Origin of the sequence: Nannocystis exedens (assembly GCF_002343915.1) — a bacterium.
GTDB classification, from domain to species: Bacteria; Myxococcota_A; Polyangia; order Nannocystales; family Nannocystaceae; genus Nannocystis; species Nannocystis exedens.
The window spans coordinates 5,004,470-5,026,445 of record NZ_NETK01000001.1; the positions used below are offsets into that span (position 1 = coordinate 5,004,470).

The 21,976-nt window shown below is 72.0% G+C and carries 20 protein-coding genes and 1 pseudogene; 18 read left to right on the top strand and 3 right to left on the bottom strand.

Features of this window, described 5'->3' with window-relative positions; genetic code table 11:
• Positions 1-134 precede the first annotated feature (134 nt).
• The 8 genes and pseudogenes from NAEX_RS19655 (at position 135) to NAEX_RS19680 (ending at position 5,149) form a co-directional block, all read left to right on the top strand.
• Positions 135-1,280, top strand: coding sequence for an O-antigen ligase family protein (locus NAEX_RS19655; RefSeq protein ID WP_096329022.1), 1,146 nt, complete (start codon positions 135-137; stop codon positions 1,278-1,280).
• The gene (locus NAEX_RS19660) at positions 1,277-2,146 is read left to right on the top strand and encodes a glycosyltransferase family 2 protein (RefSeq protein ID WP_096329023.1); all 870 of its coding nucleotides are present in this window, start codon (positions 1,277-1,279) and stop codon (positions 2,144-2,146) included. The genes NAEX_RS19655 and NAEX_RS19660 overlap by 4 nt, the downstream gene beginning before the upstream one ends.
• Positions 2,146-2,829 carry a TylF/MycF/NovP-related O-methyltransferase gene (locus tag NAEX_RS19665; protein ID WP_096329024.1) on the top strand — a complete coding sequence of 228 codons (684 nt, stop codon included), beginning with the start codon at positions 2,146-2,148 and terminating at the stop codon, positions 2,827-2,829. The genes NAEX_RS19660 and NAEX_RS19665 overlap by 1 nt, the downstream gene beginning before the upstream one ends.
• A 25-nt stretch (positions 2,830-2,854) precedes the next feature.
• The gene (locus tag NAEX_RS19670) at positions 2,855-4,069 is read left to right on the top strand and encodes a hypothetical protein (protein WP_143140460.1); all 1,215 of its coding nucleotides are present in this window, start codon (positions 2,855-2,857) and stop codon (positions 4,067-4,069) included.
• A 202-nt stretch (positions 4,070-4,271) separates the two neighbouring features.
• Complete coding sequence (locus NAEX_RS50445; protein WP_170135847.1) at positions 4,272-4,439, top strand: hypothetical protein; 168 nt, start codon at positions 4,272-4,274, stop codon at positions 4,437-4,439.
• A 6-nt stretch (positions 4,440-4,445) separates the two neighbouring features.
• Positions 4,446-4,502, top strand: a pseudogene (locus tag NAEX_RS54570) (hypothetical protein); the annotation flags it as partial.
• A gap of 18 nt (positions 4,503-4,520) precedes the next feature.
• Positions 4,521-4,835, top strand: a complete 315-nt coding sequence (locus tag NAEX_RS19675; RefSeq protein ID WP_096329026.1) for a hypothetical protein — start codon at positions 4,521-4,523, stop codon at positions 4,833-4,835.
• Entirely contained in the window at positions 4,832-5,149 is a 318-nt protein-coding gene (locus tag NAEX_RS19680) for a hypothetical protein (RefSeq protein WP_096329027.1), read from the top strand. The genes NAEX_RS19675 and NAEX_RS19680 overlap by 4 nt, the downstream gene beginning before the upstream one ends.
• Before the next feature lie 152 nt (positions 5,150-5,301).
• On the opposite strand, the gene NAEX_RS19685 is transcribed toward NAEX_RS19680, so the two are convergent.
• Positions 5,302-6,153 (bottom strand): class I SAM-dependent methyltransferase, encoded by an 852-nt coding sequence (locus NAEX_RS19685; RefSeq protein ID WP_100792903.1) that lies wholly within the window; start codon positions 6,151-6,153, stop codon positions 5,302-5,304.
• A 75-nt stretch (positions 6,154-6,228) separates the two neighbouring features.
• On the opposite strand from NAEX_RS19685, the gene dnaX reads away from it, so the two are divergent.
• The 6 genes from dnaX (at position 6,229) to NAEX_RS19715 (ending at position 11,795) form a co-directional block, all read left to right on the top strand.
• Entirely contained in the window at positions 6,229-8,271 is a 2,043-nt protein-coding gene (gene dnaX / locus NAEX_RS19690; RefSeq protein ID WP_170135848.1) for a DNA polymerase III subunit gamma/tau, read from the top strand.
• A gap of 80 nt (positions 8,272-8,351) precedes the next feature.
• On the top strand, positions 8,352-8,678 hold the full coding sequence (locus NAEX_RS19695) for a YbaB/EbfC family nucleoid-associated protein (protein ID WP_096329030.1): 327 nt from the start codon (positions 8,352-8,354) through the stop codon (positions 8,676-8,678).
• Complete coding sequence (gene recR / locus NAEX_RS19700; protein ID WP_096329031.1) at positions 8,675-9,280, top strand: recombination mediator RecR; 606 nt, start codon at positions 8,675-8,677, stop codon at positions 9,278-9,280. The genes NAEX_RS19695 and recR overlap by 4 nt, the downstream gene beginning before the upstream one ends.
• A 287-nt stretch (positions 9,281-9,567) precedes the next feature.
• The gene (locus NAEX_RS19705) at positions 9,568-10,047 is read left to right on the top strand and encodes a roadblock/LC7 domain-containing protein (RefSeq protein WP_170136529.1); all 480 of its coding nucleotides are present in this window, start codon (positions 9,568-9,570) and stop codon (positions 10,045-10,047) included.
• 9 nt (positions 10,048-10,056) lie between these two features.
• The gene (locus tag NAEX_RS19710) at positions 10,057-10,644 is read left to right on the top strand and encodes a GTP-binding protein (protein WP_096329032.1); all 588 of its coding nucleotides are present in this window, start codon (positions 10,057-10,059) and stop codon (positions 10,642-10,644) included.
• Between the two features lie 320 nt (positions 10,645-10,964).
• The gene (locus tag NAEX_RS19715; RefSeq protein WP_096329033.1) at positions 10,965-11,795 is read left to right on the top strand and encodes a hypothetical protein; all 831 of its coding nucleotides are present in this window, start codon (positions 10,965-10,967) and stop codon (positions 11,793-11,795) included.
• Between the two features lie 567 nt (positions 11,796-12,362).
• Here NAEX_RS19715 and NAEX_RS19720 read toward each other — a convergent pair.
• A complete protein-coding gene (locus NAEX_RS19720; protein ID WP_096329034.1) occupies positions 12,363-14,114 on the bottom strand; it encodes a tetratricopeptide repeat protein in 1,752 nt (583 codons plus the stop codon).
• Positions 14,115-14,234: 120 nt separating this feature from the next.
• Between NAEX_RS19720 and NAEX_RS19725 the strand changes: the two genes are divergently transcribed.
• From NAEX_RS19725 to NAEX_RS19740, 4 genes are all read left to right on the top strand, one after another.
• Positions 14,235-15,161, top strand: a complete 927-nt coding sequence (locus NAEX_RS19725; protein ID WP_096329035.1) for a M48 family metalloprotease — start codon at positions 14,235-14,237, stop codon at positions 15,159-15,161.
• Positions 15,161-16,996 (top strand): dynamin family protein, encoded by a 1,836-nt coding sequence (locus tag NAEX_RS19730; protein ID WP_096329036.1) that lies wholly within the window; start codon positions 15,161-15,163, stop codon positions 16,994-16,996. The genes NAEX_RS19725 and NAEX_RS19730 overlap by 1 nt, the downstream gene beginning before the upstream one ends.
• A complete protein-coding gene (locus tag NAEX_RS19735) occupies positions 16,993-20,046 on the top strand; it encodes a dynamin family protein (RefSeq protein ID WP_096329037.1) in 3,054 nt (1,017 codons plus the stop codon). Before NAEX_RS19730 ends, NAEX_RS19735 begins: the two co-directional genes overlap by 4 nt.
• Positions 20,047-20,563: 517 nt before the next feature.
• Positions 20,564-21,238, top strand: coding sequence for a ribonuclease H family protein (locus tag NAEX_RS19740; RefSeq protein WP_170135849.1), 675 nt, complete (start codon positions 20,564-20,566; stop codon positions 21,236-21,238).
• A gap of 110 nt (positions 21,239-21,348) precedes the next feature.
• On the opposite strand, the gene NAEX_RS19745 is transcribed toward NAEX_RS19740, so the two are convergent.
• Positions 21,349-21,963, bottom strand: a complete 615-nt coding sequence (locus NAEX_RS19745; protein ID WP_096329039.1) for an RNA polymerase sigma factor — start codon at positions 21,961-21,963, stop codon at positions 21,349-21,351.
• Between the last annotated feature and the right edge of the window lie 13 nt (positions 21,964-21,976).

The window sequence follows — 21,976 nt, forward strand, 5'->3', positions numbered from 1 at the left end:
GAGATTCGCGGCTCCTCGCGGCCTCGCCGGATTTGTCGGAAATTTGACAGGCCCGGCCCCGGCGCCGTAGCCGGCCTCTCACGCGCCGCAGGGGTCGGCGTCCGGCGGCGTCGGCGTGGTAGCGTGAGGACCGGGTGTTCACGACGGTCTTCGCCGCGGCCGCCATGGTCCTGACCCTGGCCCTGCCGCCCTTCCCGCAGGGCCTGACGATCCCGATCACGATGTACCTGCTGCTGGTGGTCCTGGCGGGCTTCGGCGGCTTCCTGCGCTCGTCCGCGGCCCGAGCGCAGGTCACCCTGCTGCTGCCGTGGGTGCTGGCGCTGATCGTCGGCCTCGCCGTCGGCACGATCGGCGGCAACTCGATCGGGCAGTCGCTGGAGGACGCCCTCTCCTACTTGCTGTTCGCCCTCGGGCTGTGCGCCGGGCGGGCCGCGAGCCGCCCGCAGTGGCTGTTCGCGGCGGTCCTGCTGGTGGCGGTGGTCGACGGCCTGGCCTCGCTGTACCTGATGCCGACGTGGGACCTCAGCCGTTACCGGTCGGTCTACAACTACTTTAAGATGGCGATCGGCCACCCGCTGGTCGGCCTGTTCTGCGCCACGTTCCTGCTGCACTTCGTGCACAACCGGTCGCTGCGGCGGGTCTGCTCGCTCTCGCGCGCGCTGCTGGTGGTCGTGGTGATCGCCACCGTGAGCCGCGGCATGGTGCTGGGCATGGCGCTCGGCTGGCTGACGAGCCTGTCGATCCGCTCGCCGCGGAAGGGCGCGCTGGTGGTCGGGCTCGGGGTGCTGGCGGCGGTGGTGTTCGCCACGGTGCTGTCGGACTTCGCGGTGACGTACCTGCGCCTCGGACAGCAGGGCACGGTGGACGCGCGGGTGCGCGAGATCGAGGAGTGCCTGCACATCTTCGCCGAAAACCCGATCTTCGGCGCCGGTCTGGGCGCGGAACTCGAGGTCGACGGCCATCATGCCAGTTACGTGCACAACATGGTCGCGTACCACCTGTGGAAGTTCGGACTGTTCGGCTCGGCGCTGTTCGCCCTGCCGGTGTTCTCGCTGGCGCGGCAGGCGATGCGGACGCCGCTGCACCTGCGCGCGACGATCTTCTCGGGGGCGGTGGCGGTGCTGCTGTACGTGGTCACGGCCGCGTCGTACAAGAGCTACATCCTGGTGCCGATGGTCGGCCTCGTGGTCGGCGCGGCGCTGCAGGTCTCGCTGCCGGCGCGGGCCCGTGCGGGCGGCTCGCCGGCGCTGCAACAACATGTCTCGAGGGTCCGCCCATGACACCGTTCGCCGTCGTCATCCTCACGCGTGACGAGGAGCTCAACCTGCCGAAGGCGCTGGCGTCGATCGCGGGCCGCTGCCCGGTGCTGATCGTCGACTCGCACTCGGTCGACCGCACCGAGGCGGTCGCGCGCGAGTACGGGGCCGAGTTCGTGGTCCACAAGTTCGAGGACTACTCGAAGCAGCGCAACTGGGCGCTCGAGCAGGTCCAGGACCGGTTCGAGTGGATCTACTTCCTCGACGCCGACGAGGAGTTCACGCCGGCGCTGTGGGACGAGGTGCAGGCGACGATCCGGCGCGACGACCTCGACGGCGCCTACGTCCGCTGGGACGTGCGCATCCTCGGCCGCAAGCTCAAGCACGGCGAGTTCACCCACGCGATGATGCTGCGGCTGATGCGGCCCAGGGTGGCCCGCTTCAGCCGCGGGATCAACGAGCGCGTCGACGACAAGGACCTGCGGGTCACCGTGCTCAAGGCGCGCATGATCCACCGCGACGCCAAGCCGATGTCCGAGCTGTTCCGCAAGCACGTCGGTTACGCGGCGCGCGAGGCCAGGGTCTACGTCGACGGCCTGAGCCAGCAGCAGCGGCTCGCCGAGCTGCACCTGCGCACCAAGGCCGGGCGCGTGGCGGTGCTGCGGCGGATCTACAACAAGCTGCCGCTGTTCGTGCGGCCGTTCATCAACTTCGGGCGGGCGATGGGCCTCGGCGCCTGGCGCGACGGGATCCCCGGGGTCCTCCACGCCGGCATGCACGCGCTGTGGTACCCGATGCTGATCGACCTGCTGATCCACGAGGAGCTGCTGCGCCGGGCCGGCAAGCTCGACGAGGAGTTCGCGCCGCGCTGGGGCGGGGAGGACGCGTAGTGGCGGCGCGCTTCTTCAAAGAACTGCTGACGCGGGTCGGCGCGCGCCTGTCCTCGCGGACCGTCCACAACCTCAACGCGACGATCAATTACGTCGAGGTCGGGCGGTGGATGGCGGCCCGCGGCTTCGAGACGTCGAACCGCGCGGGCCACCGGTTCGAGATTTATGAAAAAATCGCCCGCGAGCTCGGCGCGGCGCAGGTGCTGTACCTCGAGTTCGGCGTCCACCGCGGCGAGTCGATCGCCCGCTGGGCCGAGCTGCTCCCGGGGCCAGGTTGCCGCTTCGTCGGCTTCGACAGCTTCGAGGGCCTGCCCGAGGACTGGACGACGATCGACCGCAAGGGCACGTTCTCGACCGGCGGGGCCGCGCCCGCGCTGAGCGACCCGCGGGTGGCGTTCGTCAAGGGCTGGTTCGACGCGACGCTGCCGGCGTTCGTGGTGCCGCCGCACGAGCGGCTGGTGCTGCACTTCGACGCCGACCTCTACAGCTCGACGCGCACGGCCCTGCGGGCGCTCGAGCCGCACATGTCCGTCGGGACATATCTGCTGTTCGACGAGTTCGCCGACCGCAACCACGAGCTGCGGGCCTTCGAGGAGTTCTGGGCGGCCCACCCCGAGTGGGGCTTCCGCCTGGCCGGCTGCGACCGGATCCTCGCGCGCGTGGCCTTCGAGAGGGTGCGGTAGTGGGCGGCGAGGCGAGTGACGCGCGGTGAGTGACGGTCGACAGCAGGGCCCGCGCGGGCACGCGTCGGCGTTCGCGTGGATGGCCGGGCTGTCGGTCGTGACGCTGCTGCTCGGCGCCACGCGCGAGTTCCTGATCGCCCGCGAGCTGCGGGCCAGCGGCGCGGCGGACCTGTTCTTCCGCGGGCTGGTGGCCGTCTCTGCGGCGCGCATGGTCGGCCTGTCGCTCTACCGATCGCGGTGGATCCCCGCGCCGCGCGAGCTCCTCGGGACAGTGCTCTTACGACAGGAACGATGGGTCAGCCTGGCGATGGCCGCGGTCGGCGTGGCCGCGCTGCTGGCGATCGTCGGGCCCGGCGCGTGGGCCGACCCTACTGTTTGGGTGTTCGCGCTCGGGGTCGGCCTCGCGGTCCACGGCTCGGCGCTGCGCGCCCTGGCCGAGCGGGCCGGGCGGGAGCGCCGCGGGTTCGCGCTCGAGTGGGGCATCCCGCTCGGGACGATCGCCGGGGCCACGCTGCTGCCGGGCGGCGCGCTCGGGCCGGCGCTCGGCCTGGTGGCCGGGCTGGCGGTCGGGGTAGCCGGGGTGTGGCCGATCGCTCGCTGTTCCGGAGGACATGAAACCAAGGACATGCCCCAGGAGACACCCGGTCGGACGTCGGCGCTGCTGGTCGACGCGCTGGTGTACGCCAACCTCGGGCTGCTCGACGCGGCGCTGTCGCACCTGTTCGCCGTCGGCGGGTTCGCGCGGCTGAACTACGCCTACCTGTTCGTCAATGCCGCGATCATGGTGCCCTCGGCCGCGGCGACGGTGGTGGCGCTGCGAGCCTCGGCCGGCGATCCGGCCCGGGCCCACGCGGCGCTGCGGCGCTGGGCGGTGCTCGGCGGGGTCGCCGGCGCGGGCGCGGTGGCGGCGGTCGGGCTGCTGTTCGCGTGGGCACCGGCCGCGGCGATCGTCGACCGGGCGATCGGCTGGGACGTGTCCGAACAGACCGGCGTGCTGATCCTCTGGAGCGCGCCGTTCGCCGGGCTGCGCCTGGCCAACACGATCGGTCGGCAGTCGCAGGTCGCCGCCGACCCGCGCGGGCTGCTGGCTTGGGATCTCGGCGGGATCGCCGGGCGCGCGCTGATCCTCGGGTTCGGCGCGGGCCTCGTCGGCCTGATCGCGTCGCCGATCGGGCTGGCCTTCGCCGAGGTGGTGCAGCTCGGCGCGTGGTGGCGTGGGCCGCGGCGCAAGGGCGAGTGACTTCTCGTCCGCGTACCAGGCGGCGGCTCGGCCGCTCAGGGCACGATGCCTGCAGTCGCTCGAACCGAGCGCATGGCGCATACTCGCTCGCGGGCCTCTCCGGTCGCCACTGCGCGGATGCGGGCGTTCTCGCGGCCGACGCGTCGCCGCTCGACGTCTCACCGTATCGACGGCTGCGGGGCACTCGACGAGCATGAGCTTCATGCGAGCACGCATCGGCCTCGCCGCTCTCCTCGCCGCCCCCTTCTTCGGCTGCTTCAGTCCGACCGGCCATCTCCCCTCCGGTCAGCAGCCCGACACCACGGGCGACGGCGCGTCGACCTCCGGCGGCCCGACCATCGCGGACACGACGTCCTCCTCGGCGGATTGAGGTGACGGGAAGGTCGAGGGCGACGAGCAGTGCGACGACGGCAACGGCAACAACGACGACGCGTGCCTCGCCACCTGGGAGGTGGCGGCCTGCGGCGACGGCTTCGTCTGCCCCGAGGGCGGCGAGCAGTGCGACGACGGGGGCACGGACCCCGCCGGCAACTGCGACCGGTGCCAGTACATCGAATTCTTGCGGGTCTCCGTGTCGTCGCAGGCCTACAGCGCCACGGAGGTGTTCCCGACCGACGCCGACGCGCTGTGTCAGCAGCTCGACAGCGTCCACTATCCCATGAGCACGTTCTTCGCCTGGATCGGCTCGGCCGAGTTCGATCCGCGCGACCCGATCGTCGGCGCCCGGGGGTCGATCTCCCGTATGTCCGCACCGATGGCCGGGTGATCGCCACGAGCGCCCAGGACCTGCTCGACGGCGAGCTGAACGTCCCGATTGACGTCGACGAGAACGGCCTCGTCGTCGTCACCGGGACGGACGCGATGCCGTGCATGAGCTCCGCCTCCTACGTCTGGACCGGCGCGAACTTCGACGGCTACAACAGCGATCCCGACTGCGACGGGTGGAACTCCGTGGAGCCCGGGACTCAGGCCAGGATCGGCGACCTGACGGCGACCGGGCCGGAGTGGTCGGCGCAGCCGACGTGCACCCTCTCGTGCGCCGAGGAGCTGCGCATCTACTGCATCGAGAAGGCCCCCTGAAGCGCACGGCGCGGCCGTCCGGGCCGACAGGGATGTCTGCAAAGACATGCCCATTCAAACATGTCCAGAAACCCTGCTCCTCAGGGCATGCCCTCGATTATCAACCGAGGCATGCGGTGCTGCACGAGCCGCCGCCGGCGAGCGGCGCCGCCCTAGCGCGCCACCGCGTAGACCTCGAAGCCGGTGCCGAGGCCGGCGCGGTCGACGAGGCGGGCGACCGGCTCTGCCGCCAGGGCGAGGCCGGCGGACACGGCGCGGGCGGGCAGCGAGTTGCCGAGGACGAAGCGCTGGAGGCCGCGGCGCAGGGCTGCGCGGTCGAGGCCGGAGAAGCTGGTCCAGCGGACCGGGTCGAAGTCGGCGGCGACGAGCAGGGTCTGCAGGCCGCGGCGGCTGAACAGTGACAGGTGGTCGGGCGGGATGACCATCGGAAAGCGGGGTCCGAGCGCGCGCGCCGGCAGGCCCGAGCTCGACGGGGTCGACAGGGCGAGGAAGCCGCCGGGGCGCAGCCACTTGCGGGCCTGCAGCAAGATGTCCTTCGGGTCAGGTACGTGCTCGACCACCTCCCACATCGCCACGGCGTCGAAGCGCGGCGCCGGCGGACCGAAGTCGGAGAACCACACGTCGTGGACGGTGTGGCCGCGGCGGCGCGGGCCCTCCGCGGTGCGGGCGCGGTCGACGCCCTCCACCTGCATGCCGAGGTCGCGGCAGGCGTCGAGGAAGTGGCCCGGGCCGCAGCCGACCTCGAGCACCGAGCGCACGCCGAAGCGGCGGAGGATCGCCGCGCGCGCGTCGCCCTCGGCCCGCATGCGCTGCTCCTGGCCCTCGGCGCTCTCGTGGTAGTCGGGCGCGAGGTAGAGGCTCTCGAGCGCCTGCGGGTCGGGCAGCGGCGTGACGAACACCGTGCCGCAGCGGCGGCAGCGGGCGTGGTCGAAGTCGCGGACGCGGAACGCGAAGTCGGCGTGAGGGCCGTCGCAGGCCGGGCACGGGCGGGCCGCCGAGTTCACGCCCTCCTGATTAACACGGGCGGCGGAGGCTCGCCAGCCCGCCGGAGCCCCCGGCGTGCTAGGGTTCAGGCCCCCGTGGCCTACGTCGTCCTCGCCCGCAAGTACCGCCCGCAGCGCTTCGCCGACCTCGTCGGTCAGGAGCACGTGACGCGCACGCTGGCGAACGCGATCGCCCACGACCGGGTCCACCACGCCTACTTGTTCTGCGGCGCGCGCGGCCTCGGCAAGACCACCGCCGCGCGGCTCTTGGCCAAGTGCCTCGTGTGCGTCAAGGGCCCGACGATCGACCCCTGCAACGAGTGCAGCGAGTGCGTCGCCGTCACCGAGGGCCGCTCGGTCGACGTCATCGAGATCGACGGCGCCAGCAACAACCGCGTCGAGGATGTTCGCAACATCCGCGAGCAGGTCCGCTACCTGCCGCAGACCGCCCGGCGGAAGATCTACATCATCGACGAGGTCCACATGCTGACCGGCTCGGCCTTCAACGCGCTGTTGAAGACGCTCGAGGAGCCGCCGCCGCACGTCACCTTCATCTTCGCCACCACCGAGGTCCACGAGCTGCCGGCGACGATCCTCTCGCGAGTGTCGCGCTTCGACTTCCGCCGGCTGTCGAGCGCGCAGCTCGTCGGCCACCTCAAGTCGATCCTCGCCCGCGAGGGCGTCAGCGTCGAGGAGGCCGGCCTCTACACCGTCGCCCGCGCCGGCGACGGCTCGGTCCGCGACTCGCTGACGCTGCTCGACAAGGTCATCGCCTTCGCCAGCGACACCGGGAAGATCAGCGCCGAGGAGGTGCGGGTGGTGCTCGGGGTCCCGAGCACGCTCGCGGTCGCCGGCCTGGTCGAGGCCGTGCTGGCCCGCGACGCCACCCTGACCTTGCGGCGCTTCGACGAGATCTTCACCTCCGGGCAAGATCTCCTGGCCCTCGCCCTCGAGCTGCTCAAGCACCTCCGTGACCTCACGGTCGTCAAGCTGACCGGCAGTCGGGACGTCCTGCTCGACGCCTCCGACCAGGAGTTCGAGCAGCTCACGCGGCAGGCCGCCGGCGTCGACGCCACCGCCCTGTCGCAGCTGTTCGACCGCTTCACCCGGGTCGTCGACGCGCTGCCCCGCACCCGCGTCCCGCGGCTCGTGCTCGAGATGGGGCTGCTCGACCTGGTCCACACCGAGCCGCTCATGCCGCTCGGCGATCTCATCGATCGCCTGGAGCAGATCTCTGCCCCAGGTCCCGGCGGTGGCGGCGGATTCAGCCCGGGGGGCGCAGGCCCGCGCGGCGGCGGTGAGGTGTCTCGACCTCAACGCTCGACCCCGGATTTTCCCGCGCGCCCGCCCCAGCGCGCCAGCGCACCCCCCGACATCGACACGTTCCTGGCGCAGCTGAAGCCGCCCTCCGCCGCCGCGAGCCCGCCGCCGCAATCGGCGAGTCCTCCGCCGCAACCGGCAGGCCCTCCGCAGCGCCAGCCCGACGTGCCGCGGGAGGCCGCCCGCCCGCCGGCCTCGGCTGCCTCGCCTGCCCCACCCCGGCGCCCCGAGCCGCCGCCGGCAGCGTTCGCTCCGCCCGCGCCGCCGTCCGCGCCCGGCCCCACGCCGGCCCCGGCCGCACCCTCTTCCGCTGCGCCGCAATCCGCCGCGCCGGCCGAAGCCTGCGCCGTCTGCCCGGGCACGCCGCGTGCGCCCAACGGCAGCGGCACGATCCCCTGGGCCAGCCTGCCGCCGTTCGCCGCCTGGGAGGAATTTTTGAACCGGATGCGCCGCGAAGAGATGGCGATCTTCGCCCTGCTGGCCGAATTCGGGCTCCTCGGCGTGGGCGAAGGGGTCGTCCGCCTGGTCGGCAGCAACTATTACCGCGAAATGCTCCAGAAGCACCGCGGCCAGATCGACGAGGCGCTGCATCTGCACATGGGGATGCCGTTCCGGCTCGAGCTGGTCGAGGGCGAACCCGCGCTGCCGGACACGCCTTCGTTGCGCCAGATCGAGCGCCAGCGGCAGGAGGCGCTGCAGGCCGAGGTGCTGCAGGAGGCCCGGACGCACCCGCAGATCCAGGCGCTCCTGGCCCAATTCGAGGGCCAGCTCAAAGGAGTCCGGCCGCTGGTCGCGCCGCAGGCCAAGGGAGCAAGCTGAGCGCAAAATTGGCGCTCACGCCAGGCCACCAAGCCTTTGGGCCTGTGCCTGGACGCTTTCCGGAGTAGGATGAACCCATCATGAGCGAGTTTGACCTCGGAGCGATGATGCGGCAGGCGCAGGTTTTGCGCCAGCAGCTTGAGAGCATGCAGCAGAACCTCGACCACGAGGTGGTCGAGGGCAGCGCGGGCAGCGGCCTGGTCAAGGCCAAGGCGTCGGGGACCCAGCGGCTCATCAGCATCGAGCTCGCGCCGGCGGCGATGACCGAGGACCGGGAGATGGTGCAGGACCTGATCGTCGCCGCGGTCAACAACGCGCTCGACAAGGCCAAGTCGCTGCAGCAGCAACGGGTCGGCAACCTGATCCCCCCCGGGCTGATGGGACCTGGCGGTTTTCCCGGGCTGTGACCGGCGACGACGCGCAGAACCCCCTGCAGCGCCTGGCGGCGCTGCTGACCCGCTTGCCGGGGATCGGCGAGAAGACGGCGATGCGCCTGGCGCTGTCGCTGGTCAAGGCCGACGGCGACTACGTGGCGGCGCTGGCCGACGCGATCGCCGGGGTGCATCGTCAGCTCGGGCTGTGCGAGGTCTGCTTCGACCTGTGTACCGGCGGGACGTGCGAACGCTGCCGGGACCGGCGCCGCGACCACGGCATCATCTGTGTCGTGGCGCAGCCGCAGGACCGGATGGCCATCGAGCGGACGGGCGCCTATCACGGGCTTTACCACGTGTTGCACGGGGTACTCGACCCGCTTGGCGGCGTCGGGCCTGACGAGCTGCGGGTCAAGGAGCTGCTGCGGCGGCTGCAGGGTGACAGCGTCCGCGAGGTCATCGTCGCCACGAGCCCCAACGTCGAGGGCGACGCCACCGCGGTGTATCTGGCGAAGCTGCTGCGCCCGCTGGGGGTGCAGGTGTCGCGGATCGCCAGCGGGGTCGCCGTCGGCGGAGAGCTCGAGTACGCCGACATGAACACCTTGAATCGGGCGCTCGCGGATCGGCGCGCGCTGTAGGGCCCGAGGCGGCGCGCGGAACGACTCGTCGCGAGGACGCGGTCGGTCGGGGTCTCGATGCCCACGCGCGCCATGGCCGCGTCACGCGGACAGAGCGCCGCGCGCTCGCGTGAGCATGCGACGACCCTGAACGTCGGGCCATGGTCACGGAGAGGCGTTACGCGGCCATCGCTCGCGGCTTGCCATCCGTGATGGACTTGCCCGGATGACTTTGTTACGGTTTTGGCGCCCATGGACATAGGTCCGGGTCCCCACGTCGAGCCTCAGGAGTCTCACCCTTGAACCCGCTGAATCCCCAGCTCGTGATGTATGAAGTGCAGCAGAAGCAGATCCAAGCGGTCGCTGAACGGCTGCATCAGGACTCGCGAGCGAGAACGATTCTCCTCATCGACAAGAACGGACAGCTCGTCGCCGCAGCGGGCGACAGCGCCGCCCTCGATACGACCTCGTTGAGCTCTCTGGTGGCCGGCAACGTCGCGGCGACCGGCGGCATCGCCCAGCTGCTGCGGGAGGACGAGTTCACCGCCCAGTTCCACGAGGGCAAGGGCATGTCGATCCACATGTCGCTGGTGGGTCGGCGGATCATCCTGGTCGTGCTCTTCGACAAGAACACCACTCAGGGGCTCGTGCGCCTCCGCGTCAAGAAGGCGCAGGACGAGCTGGTGCCGATCTTCGAGGAGCTGGCGAAGCTGGCGACGACGCAGCCGTCCAGCCCGTTCGGGACGGAGATCACCGACCAGGACATCGACAACCTGTTCAACGACTAGCGAGAACCGATGTCGTTCATCAACTACAGTTCGCGCGAGATCAACTGCAAGCTCGTCTATTACGGGCCAGGACTCTGCGGCAAGACGACGAACCTGCAGTACATCTACAACAAGACGCGTCCGGAGGCGAAGGGCAAGATGATCTCGCTCGCCACCGAGACCGAGCGGACCCTGTTCTTCGACTTCCTGCCCCTCAGCCTCGGCGAGATCCGCGGCTTCAAGACGCGCTTCCACCTGTACACCGTCCCGGGCCAGGTGTTCTACGACGCGAGCCGCAAGCTGATCCTCAAGGGCGTCGACGGCGTGTGCTTCGTTGCCGACTCGCAAGACGCCCGCTACGACGCCAACATCGAGAGCCTCGAGAACCTGCGCATCAACCTGCAGGAGCAGGGCTACGACCTCGACAAGCTGCCGTACGTGATGCAGTACAACAAGCGCGACCTCCCGAACGCGATGTCGATCGAGGAGCTGTCCGCCGCGCTCAACCCGACCCGGGTCCCCGAGTTCGAGGCCGTCGCGCCGACCGGCCAGGGCGTGTTCGACACGCTCAAGGCGCTCGCCAAGCAAGTCCTCGCCGAGCTGCGCAAGGGCACCTAGGTCCCTGCGAGCGCAGCTCGCGTTCTGTATGTCCGGACATGTTGGATCGGACAGGTCTCTTGCGACAGCCTCGTGGCGTTCGCCGGCGCCCGTCGCGTGCTCGCGTCCGCGTGGAGATTAAAGTCACAGCCATGGGGCCGCGACCGCCGGGGACGACGCCCCCGACCGCGAGACACCGGCCGCTCGCTCGACGCGTTCTCCGCCTTACGGCCGCGAGCGGCCTGAATTAATCAGTTGGAGCGCCTCTAACGCTGTGTATTATCCCCTCGTGTGGTCGCGCAGCCTCGCGCGAGCCGCCTGACCGAAGCGGAAGCCCAATCATGGCCACGGAAGAATGGATTCAGGAGTCCCTCGCGCGGCTCGAGAGCCTCGAAGAGGAGCGGAAGAAGCACGAGGACGCGCTGGAGACCGCCAGCGATCCCGCCACGCTCCGCATGCACACGCAGGCCGTCGAGCGACTCGAGGTGAAGATCCGGGCGCTGTACGCCGAACTCGAAGCCGTCGCCGCTCAGGACGGTGGTGACGACGCCGACGCCGACGACGTCGACGACGCGGCCCCCGAGCCCGAGCCCGTTCGTGCCGCTCCCGCGGCCGCTCCGTTCACTCCGCCCGCGGCCGCCCCGTTCAGCTCGCCGCCGGCCGCCGCCCCGTTCAGCTCGGCTCCCGTCTCGCCCTTCGGCGACGTGCCCGCCTCGGCCCCGTTCGCCTCGTCGCCCGCCGACGCCCCGGCGTTCGCCTCGTCGCCCGCCGCCTCGTTCGATGCCGGTGACGACGTCGAGAGCAGCGGCTCGGGCAGCAAGATCGGCCTCATCATTGGCCTCGTCCTCGTGCTCGGCGGCGCCGGTGCCTACTTCGCCTTCGGTCGCAAGCCCGCCGAGGAGGCGCCTCCGCCGGCCGCCCCCACCGAGGTCAAGGTGATCAAGAGCGGCGAGGTTCCGCCCGACACGCAGGGCCCCCGCGCCGCCAAGGGCGGCGACATCGACGCGACCCACGGCGCCCAGATCAAGGAGACCGACCGGCGCACCGGCGGTGGTGGCGGCGGCGGCGGCTCCAGCAGCAGCCCGCCCTCTTCCACGGAGCCGAAGAAGAAGAAGGAAGACAAGGCCACCAAGATCGAGTCGACCGACGACCCGCTGGCCGGCATTCGCTGAGCTGCCTTTTCGGGCATGTCGGAAGGGCCATGTCGCTTGCGACATGGCCCTTCGTGCTTCTTGAACTTTGAACTCCGCGCGCGGGTGACTCGAACTCCGGGACGCGCCGCGACCGATGTGCGTAAGTCTCGCTCGCGACAGCCGAGCGGGCTGCCGCTCCGATCGACCTCACCTCGACGAGTGACGCCACAGCTCGTCCCACCCCGATCGCTCGCGCTCCGGTTCCAGCAACACGCGCCCCTCGCGAGAGCTCACCGGCGCACCTCAGCGGACAGCTTTCACATCGCGGCACGTGACGCTCGCGCACGCTCGACGAGCGCTCGGCTTCTCGCAGCGACGACACGCCCCGAGCTTCGCTGGCTGAAGTTCTCGTCGGCGTCGCGCGAGGTCGACGACCTCGCGCCCGGCTTCACGAGCCGACGCGGCTGCGGGCAACGCCCTCGCCGTCGACCGCCCGCGGGATCCCGGCGACGCGACCCGTCGCGGCGACGGGTCGAAACCGCGAGCGAAGCCCGTCCGCCGAAGCGAGCCGCACCAGTCGCCGCAGCCCTCGCCGCGAGCGACGAGCTACTCCTTCTTCTCGTCGCTCTTCGCCGCGCCGGGCTTCGGCGGCGCTCGGAACACCGGCGCGGGACCGGCGGGGTTCGGCGGCGGCGTACCGATCGCCGGCAGATCGAGCCGCGTCGTGCCGCGCGTGGGCAGCCCCGACCGCGGCATCGCCGGCGCGAACGGAGCACCTGCGGGCGGGGGCGGTGCGGCGACGTTGTTGAGCGACGGCAAGCTGGGAGCCGGCGGCTTGCTCGGCTCGTTGGTCGGCAGCACGCCGAGCAGCGTCTGCCGCCGGCGCATCGTCGGCGCGTCGCTGTCAGGCTTGGCCGCCGGCGGCGCTGCGGTCGGCGGCGTCACCGGTCCCGCCATGAACAGCGACGTCGCCCGCGGGGTCGGGGCCGGCGGCGGCGCTGCCGGGGCCGCGGGCTTCACCTCGGGCGCGGTGCCGGGCGTGAACGGCATCGTCCCGCCGACGCGCGGCGCCCCGATGACGGGCGGCGCGACCGGCAGCGGTGTGTTGCCGATGTCGGGCACGATGAGGCTCGGCGGAGCCGTCGGACCGGCGGGCACCTCGGCCGACAGCGCCGCGGCCACCGAGTCGATGCGAGGCTTCGAATCCTCGCTGTTCTTGTCCTTGAGCAGCTCCGACAGCGGCAGCGCCGACGTGTGCGGCGTCGAGAACAGATCGATCTCGAGACCCGGGCGCGGCGCGTCGGGGTCGCGCTCGATCGGCGCGGCGGGCTTGGCCGGCTCGGCGACGGGCGTCGGGACCTCGACCGGCGCGAACCGCCGCGACGGTTCGGGCGCCTCGGAGCGCGGCTCGTTGTTCATCCCCGTCTCGCTGGACGTCGGCTCGCCGCCGCCGCCGATCTCGCCCGACACGATCTCGCTGGCCGCCGCCTCGCTCGAGACCACGATCGTCGTGCGCCGCGACCGGGCCCGACGCTCGCGGCGGAGCTGCGCCTCGAGGTAGTCCTGCAGCCCCTTGCGGGCGCGCTTGATCAGGTCGTCGGTCACCGAGTCGACCGCCGCGTCCTTGATCGCGATCTGCACCTGCTCGAGCAGCACCGACGCCTCGTCGATGCGCTCGAGCTTCTGCAGCGCGAGCGCCTGCGCGGCCATGATGCGCGGGTGGTCGCCGATCGTCTTGCGCGCGGCCTCGATGTAGCTGAGCGCCTGCTTGAACTTCTTGCTCTCGATCAGCAGCACGATGCCGAGGTCGAGCTGATCGCGCGGGCCGAGCAGGCCCGCCTGCGTCAGCTTCTGCAGCAGCTCGCGGGCCTTGCCGCGCTCGCCGGCGAGCACGTGCGCGTGGGCCTGCGCGCTGATCAACATCACCGCCTCGGGCTGGCCGCACAGCTCGGCCGTCTCGGCGAAGCCGGCCGCGGCCGCGTGACCGTCGCCCAGCTTGAGATTGAGCAGCGCGAGCTGCAGCGAGCGCCAGCCGGCCGGCGCGAACAGGCGGACGATCGGCCGCTCGGGCAATTCCGTGACGAGCTCGCTGGCGCGGGAGCGGTCGGCGGCCAGGACCTCGCGGCCGAGCGCCTCGAGCCGGCTGGTCACCAGGCCCGGCAGCAACAGGAACACGCCGAAGCCCGCGAGCACGAAGCTGACGCGCAGCGCGGTCGTCGACATCAGCAGCCCGACCAGGATCAGCACCCCCGGCACGACCCACTGCACGACCTTCCCCTGGACGGGGCGGGCGCTCCGCAGCCAGAGGTGCTGCGGGACCACGACGGCCGGGAGCTCGCTGTGTTTGGGACCTGCCATGAGTTATCCGCAGCCGGGCATACCTAGATCGGCGCAGCCCTGCAAGCTAGTTTGCGCCTTCTCCGGCTTTTCGGCCGGACCGGCGACAGATCGCTTGGCACGCCTGCTAGAATCGCTCCGGTGAGCTCCCCACTCGACCTCGGCCGCTTCGTCCAGCGCCGTCAGCTCCGCGGCTACGAGCAGGACCTCGCCCGCGCCACCTACGCCTACGGCGTCGATCTGCGCCGCTTCCAGTGGCTCAGCCACTCGTTGGCGGCCCAAACCGCCATGCGCGCGCTCGAGTTGCGGTGGAGTACACATGCGACGAAGCTGATGACCGCGGGGGACCTACAGTACCCCGAAGGTGCCGAGAGTCTCCCGATTCTGCAAGAGCTCATCCAGATCGCCGAGCTCTTGCACGCCGGCTTACCCGGCATCCGCTTCGTCTCTGCGAAGGGCCGCGCGTCGGGCATGTGGCCGCTCGTGGCGCCGCTCGCCAACTCTCGCGGCGGCGACGCGTGGCTCGTCCTCGACCACGACGGCCTGCAGGCCGAGGCCCCGGCCGTCCGCGCCTTCTTCCTCGCACAAGGCCTCGCTCACCTGCAGTGCGGCCACGGTGGCCTCTTCATGGCACACCTCATGAGTGCGCGCGACCGCGTCACGCACGGCCTCGTCCGCGCCGCCCTGCGCTCGTGGAGTCAGGTCGCCGTCTTCTCGGCCGACCGCGCCGGGCTGCTCGCCGCGGGCGCGCTCGAACCGGCCTTGCAAGCGCTCGACCCGCGCGGCCGCCCGCAGCCCGACTGGCTGCCCAGCTTCTCGCCGCGACCCGAGCGCGAGCGCGCCCTGCGGGAGTTCGAGCGCAGCCGCGTCGTCGCGCGCATTCGCTCGCAGCAACGCCACCGCCGCGAGCAAATCTCGCCCGAGGAGATCGTCGCGGCGCTCGAAGCCGGCGAGTCGACCGACGCCGCTGCGCAGCCGGCGGACGCGCCCGCCGCCGAGGTCCCGGCCGACGCCTGGCCGCTCGCGCGCTGTGATCAGCGCCTCACCACGCGACTGAGGCTCCTGTGATGACGAGCTCCCCTTCGGATCCCGTTTCCTCCGCCCTCCTCCACCTCGCCGACGGCCTGCGCCAGGCCGCCGACCAACTCGGTCTGCCGCGCCTCGGCGCCCAGGTCGTCGAGGAGACCACCCGCCGGCTCACCGAATCGCGCCTGCGCGTGCTCGTGCTCGGGGAGATCAAGCAGGGCAAGAGCACCCTGATCAACGCCCTCCTCGGCGAGGCGCTGCTGCCCACCGGCGTCACGCCGACCACCGGCGCGGTCGTCCAGCTGGTCCGCGGCGACGCCACCGAGCGTCGCCTCCACGGCCCGGCCGGCGCCGAGGTCCTCGCGCCCGAGCGGTTCGCCGAGCTCGCGCGCGGCAAGTCGCCGGTCGAGGGTTCGCTGGTCGTCACCACCACCAGCGAGCAGCTCCCGCCCGAGCTCGAGCTGATCGACACCCCCGGCATCAACGACATCCTCCGCCTGCGCACCCTCATCAGCCGCGGCGAGCTGCCCCGCGGCGACGCGCTGCTGCTCGTCCTCGACGCCACGCAGGTGCTCAAGCGCACCGAGCTCGCCTTCCTGCGCGACGCCCTGATCGCCGTCGGCGGGCTCGGGGACAGCGGCGCTACCTTGTTGCTCGCGCTCAACCGCGTCGACCTGATCCCCGAGGCCGAACGCCCGGCTGTCCTCTCGCACATCCAGGCCCAGCTCGCGAGCATGATCCCCGGCCCGCTCGAGATCTTCCAGACCGACGCGCGCACGGCCGCCAAAGACCCGGCCAAGGACACGCTCGGGGTGCGCGAGGTCCTGCGCCTGCGCGAGCGCCTCAAGCAGCTCGCGGGCCAGACCCGCGACCTGTCGCCGCCGCGCGCCCGCACCTACCTGCTGCGCAACGCCGACCTCCTCGCCCACCACGCGGCCACGCAGGCCCGCGCGTTGCGGCTCGAGCACGCGGCCGTGCGCGACGAGCTGGCCGCCGTGCGCAAGGCCTTCATCGAGCAGCAGCTCGACGTCGAGCAGCAGCGCGCCACGATCGCCGCCCGCCGCGGCGAGATCGTCGCCCGCACGCGCGAGCACCTGGTCAACTTCCGCGGCGAGCTCGAGGACGCGATCCTCAAGCAGCTCGAGCGCCCCGACCTGCGCGTCACCGCCGAGCTGCTGCCCAGCGCCTCGCAGGACGCGCTGATGCACTTCGTCTACAGCGAGGCCGAGCGCCTGCGGCTCGCGCTCGAGGGCCTCACGCGCGAGGTCATGCAGACCTGCGGCGAGCAGGCGCAGCGGCGCCTCGCCACCGCCATGCTCAGCCTCGGCCTGCGCGGCCCGGTGATCCACATCCGCCCGCCCTCGGTGTTCGTCGAGGCCGGCACGCTGGCCGTCGGCATCGCCGGCACCGCGGTGATGTACTTCGGCAACATCGTCACCGGCCTGGTGATGACCGTCGCCGCCCCGCTGGCGACCATGGTCCTGCGCGAGCGCTCGGTCCGCGAGGTCCGCACGGCCGCGCGCGACAGCGTCCCCTCGGCGCTGGCCACCGCCTTCGGCGATTTCGAGTCGGCGCTGGTCCGCGCCGTCGACGACCACGTCGCCACGCTCGAGGAGATCCTCGTGCTCGCCCACGGTCAGCTCGGCGATCAGCTGCAGTCGCTGTTGCAGCGCGTGATCGACCTCGACGAGCGCGCCGCGCTCCCGCCGGCAGATCCGCCGCCCGCGCCCACGAGCGAGGCCGCCCCGCAACCTGTCTCTTCAGTCAGCGAGGCGCGCAAGACCGCGGCCGCCGAGCTCCGCGCGCTCGAGCCCCGGCTCGCCGACCTCCGCGCCCAGATCGCCGCGGTCCCGATCGCCCCCGAGCAAGCGCGATGAGCAGCGACGACACCCGCAAGCCCAAGGACGAAGACAAGAACCCGCTGCGCTCGATGGGCTCCGCCCTCGGCGGGTGGGCCAAGCGCATGGGCACGATCCTCAGCGAGGTCACCCAGCAAGGCCCGCCGGAGGAAGTCGCCCGCGCGATCTCCCAGGCCCGCGCGCTCGGCCTCACCGGCGACTACGCCGGCGCCGCTGCGCGCCTGCGCGAGCCGCTGACGCAGCGCCCGGGCGACTCGCACCTCAAGCTCGCGCTGGCGATCATCCGCGTCGCCCAGGTCCTCACCGGCAACGCCCACGTCAGCGTCCTGCTCGAGCTCGCCGAGCCGCAGAACAAGCGCGGCGAGCGAGCGCTGCCGGAGACCTTGGCTGAGGCCACCCGTCTGCTCCTGCGCGACGAGTTCGACCCCGCGCTCGACCAGCTCCGCCGCGGCCGCAAGCTCGTCGAGGACGCCGCCGAGCCGGCCCTCCACGATGGCCGCTTCCTCCTCAACCTCCTCACCACCCTCCTGCAAGTCCGCCGCGGCCGGTTCGAGCGCGGCCTGCTCGAGTTCCAGCGGGCCCGCGCGCGCCTGCCCGAAGGGACACGTGGTCCGTTGCGCGCGCTCCTGGTCCGCGAGGGCGCGCAGCTGCTCCTCGCCGAGGATCACCTCGACGAGGCGATCGCCTGGCTCACCGGCGAGGCCGACCTCGGCAACACCGCCGCCGAGGTCGACCAGGGCACCGCCGCCGCGCGCGCCTACCTCGCCGTCGCCCTCGCGGCCAAGGGAGATCGCGTCGGCGCCGAGGCCGTGCGGGCGAAGATCCCCGTCCGCCCCGAGTGGGAGGAGCACCTCGTCCGCGTCCACCTGCTCCTCGGGACAGGTGCCGAGGCGCGCGCCCTCGCCCTCCGGCATCTCCAGCAAGACCCGCAGAGCCCGCGGCGCAAGCGGCTGTGGGCCCTGTGCGAGGTCGCGGCCTGGCCGGTCGGCGGTTGCGACGCCAGCCCCACGATCCGCGCGACGGTGCTCGACGCCCTCGTCGACGCCGCCGCCTCCGCCGCCGGCGAGCGCCAGGAGCGGCACCTCCACGAGCTGGCCCACGTCGCCCTGCGCGCCGATCTCCTGTCCGATGGGACAGTCGCGCTCATCCGCCGGCGTCTGCAGGACGGGGCGGCCTCCGCCCCCGAGGAGCTGCGGCTCGTCAACGCCCGTCGGCGCCTGCAAGACAACGACGAGCGGGCCGGCGACGACTTCCTCCCCGGCCCGCCGCCGCGCTTCCGCAGCCAGCCCGACCTCGGCGGCCCCTTCGGTCCCGACGAGATCTCCCCCCTCCGCGACGCCAGCCAGCGGCTCGGCGTCCTGCGCGGCCAGCGAGCCCTGGCCTCCGCCGAGTTCTGCCTCAAGAGCCATGTCTCTGGGGACAGCCAGCTCGTCAACCTCCACGAGGCCGCGCAGGAGTACCTGGTCGAGGTCCTCACCGAGGCGCCCGAGCACGAGCGAGCCCGGGCCCTGCTCGCCCAGCTCGCGCAACCGCTGCAGAGCAACCGCCTCGAAGACCTGCTCGCCGCCGCGACCGCCCTGCTCGCCGCGATCCCGAGCCGCGTGCTCGGCGTCCCGATCTCCGGCGTCGCCGACGCGCTCAGCGGCGTGATCGCGGCCCGCGAGCGCCTGGCCCGGCCGCTGACGATCGCCGTCATGGGCGAGTTCTCGTCGGGCAAGAGCACCTTCGTCAACGCGCTGCTCGGCGAGGTCGTCGCGCCGATGGGCGTGCTGCCGACCACGACCACGATCAACTTTTTCCGCCGCGGCCCGACCGGCGGCGCGCGCGTCCACTACCGCGACGGCAGCATCAGCACGGTCGCGCGCGGCGAGGTCCACACCTTCCTGCGCGGCCTCGACGACGTCGCGGCGAGCCGGGTGCGGCACATGGAGATCGAGCGCACCTCGGCGCGCATGGGCGAGGCGGCGGTGGTCGACACGCCGGGCCTCAACGCGCTCGACGGCTTCCACGAGCGGGTCGCCCGCGAGTTCGTCGACGAGGCCGACGCGATCATCTGGATCTTCTCGGCCACGCGCGGCGGCGCGGCCTCGGAGGCGGGTGTCCTCAAGAGCATGCGCGCCGACGGTCGCCAGGTCCTCGGCGTCCTCAACAAGGTCGACACCCTCGACCCCGAGGAGCGCGCCGAGCTCACCGACTACCTCAAGCAGCAGTTCGGCGACGTCCTGCTCGACATCATCCCGGTGTGCGCGAGCGAGGCGCTCGAGCTGCGCACCGGCTCGGCCGACCCCGAGGCGCGCCACGACGACCCGTTCCGCGCCGTCGAAGACGCCCTCGAGAAGCACTTCCTCGCCCATGCCCGCGAGCTCAAGCGCTCCCTCGCGGCGCGACGCCTCGGCGACGCTCTCGCCCGCACCGGCGCCGCCGTCCGCCACGCGATCGCCGAGCTCGAGACCAAGGCCAGCCAGACCGGCCCCGTCGGCTCCGACCCCACTCACCTCGAGGCCCGCCTCGTCGCCCTCGGCGACAAGGTCTACGGCCAGCTGCTCGCCCTCGACGACCTGCTCACCCGCGAGTGCCTCGCCCTCGGCGTCCTCCGGGCCGGCGCCGGCGGCAAGATCCTCGTCACCGAGCAGGACGTCACCTACCTGACGGCTGTCCTTCGGGACAGCATCCTGCGCGCCCTCCAGGCCGACCTCGGCGAGCTGTCCCAAGAGCCAGACTCCGACGCCTTCTCCGACATCCTCGCCGCCCGCCTGGTCCCGTGGGCCCAGGGCTACCTCGACAGCCTCGAGTCGTCGGGCTTCATCGCCTCGCTGATCCACGAGCACGGCCACGGCGTCGCCAAGGGCGAGGCGGCCCTGCGCGAGCGCTACCGCAGCGCCCTCGCCCCGGTCGCCGCCAGCTGGCGCAAGTTCATCCGCGGCCAGGTCCGGGCGATCCGCCAGAGCATCGCCCAGATGCAGCACCGCACCGCCTCCGCCCCCAGCGCCGAAGCGTTGCGCCTGCGCGCCACGACCCTCGCCGGCGTCGACGCGCTGCTCTCGGGCCTCGAGCAGGTCGCCCCCTGACCCGTATCTCTCGCCCGTCGAGCCACCCTCGCCGCGCCGACGCTCCTCGGCCTCGAGCGCGAGGCTCTCTGACTCGCGAGCCCTCCTTCGGCCTCCCCGGCGTCGACGCGCTCCTGTCGCTCGAGTGCGCGGCTCTCTGACTCGCGAGCCCTCCCTTCGGCCTCCCCGGCGTCGACGCGCTCCTGTCGCTCGAGTTGGTCGGCTCCGCAACCTTCGCGTCGCCCTCGCCGGCGGCCGTCCCCTCTGACTTCCGCGACCTCGAGCCGGGCCCCTCGCCCCTCGCCCCTCGAGGGCCTTCCCGCGCCCCAACGAACCCGGCTTCGCGGACCTCGAGCATCCGCCGCCGATTGCGCGGCGGAGAAGTTTGCGCCCGCGCGCCACCTGCGACCTGCCTTCGCCCGCGTTCAGCCGCGTCTGTCTACATTCTTGCCGCCTGCCCCGGCCTCCCGGCCCATCCGGTCTGCCCTGTTCCACGCGCGCGGCGATGCGCTATTGTCCGGCGCCGAGCAGGTCGCGCATGAGCCTTGAACACACCTGGCCCGCCTGGGGCCTCGATGAGGCCGGTCGCGGCCCGATCCTCGGCCCCATGACCCTGGCGCTCGTCGCCCTCGACGCCGCTGCGGCCGCCGAGCTGCGCGGCCTCGGCGTGCAGGACAGCAAGCGCTTCGGAGCAGGTCCCAAGGCACAGGAACTTCGGGCCAGCCTGGCGGTGGACATCCGCCGGGTCGCGCGCGTGTGCATCTGCGTCGAGATCCACGTCGACGTCATCGACGAGCACACCTTCCGCGGCCAGCTCAACGTGCTCGAGCAGCAGACCGCGCTCAGGCTGCTCGCCGACGCCGGCGCCCCCGAGGACGCGCACATCATCGCCGACGGCTGCCGGATCTTCACGCCCTTGCAGCGCAGCTACCCGCGCCTGTGCGCCGTGGACAAGGGCGAGGAGGCCCACGTCGCCGTCGCCGCCGCCTCGATCGTCGCCAAGCACGCCCGCGACGAGGCCTTCGCCGCGATCGCCGCCCGCTACGCCGCCGACTTCGGCCCGATCGCCGGCGGCGGCTACCTCAACAAGGCCACCCGCCGCTTCCTCGACGCCTACAACAAGGTCCACGCCCGCCTCCCGCCCGAGGCCCGCAAGAGCTGGGGCGCCGAGAAGGTCGGCGCCGGCGACCAGCTCTCGCTCATGGCCGAATAGCCTGTCGCTCGGGCCATGTCCGGAGAGACATAGCAGAAAGGGCATGTTTTAACCGACATGTCCTTTTCAGCCTGGCTCGAAGCACATGCTCCGAAAGCCAGTCCTGATCGTCACAGGTTGAAGTCGGCCAGGTCCTGCCGGAGCTTCTCGAGCGCGTAGCGCATGCGGCTCTTGACCGTGTTCTCCGGCGCGCCGACGATGTCGCCGATCTCCTTGAAAGACAGCCCGTTGATCTGGCGCATCAGGAACACCTCGCGCTGGTCTTCGGGCAGCAGGTCGATGGCGCGGGCGATCCGCTGGCGGATCTGCGGGGCTGCGGCGCGCTCGTCGGTGGGCACATCGTCGGCCGCCACCGTCTCGACCATCGCCGGGCCCTCGTCGTCGGCCCCGCGGCGCGGCGTGTCGAGCGACGTCGTGCGGCGGAACTTCGCGCGGCGGCTCTCGTCGACGCACAGGTTGCGGGCGATCGTGTACAGCCAGGTCGTCAGCTTGGCCGTGCGCTCGTAGCGGTCCTTCGAGCGGACCACCCGGAGGAACACCTCCTGCAGCAGCTCTTCGGCGCGGCTGCGGTTCTGCACGCTACGCAGCAGGAAGTTGAACAGCCCGCGGCGGTGGCGCGCGACCAGCTCTTCGAACGCCCGCGCGTCGCCGTCGCGGAAGCTCAGCATCAGCGCCTCGTCGCTGCGCGGCTCGGGCGGGCGGCCGTTGCGGTGGGGGTCGTCCATGCCTTCGGATGGC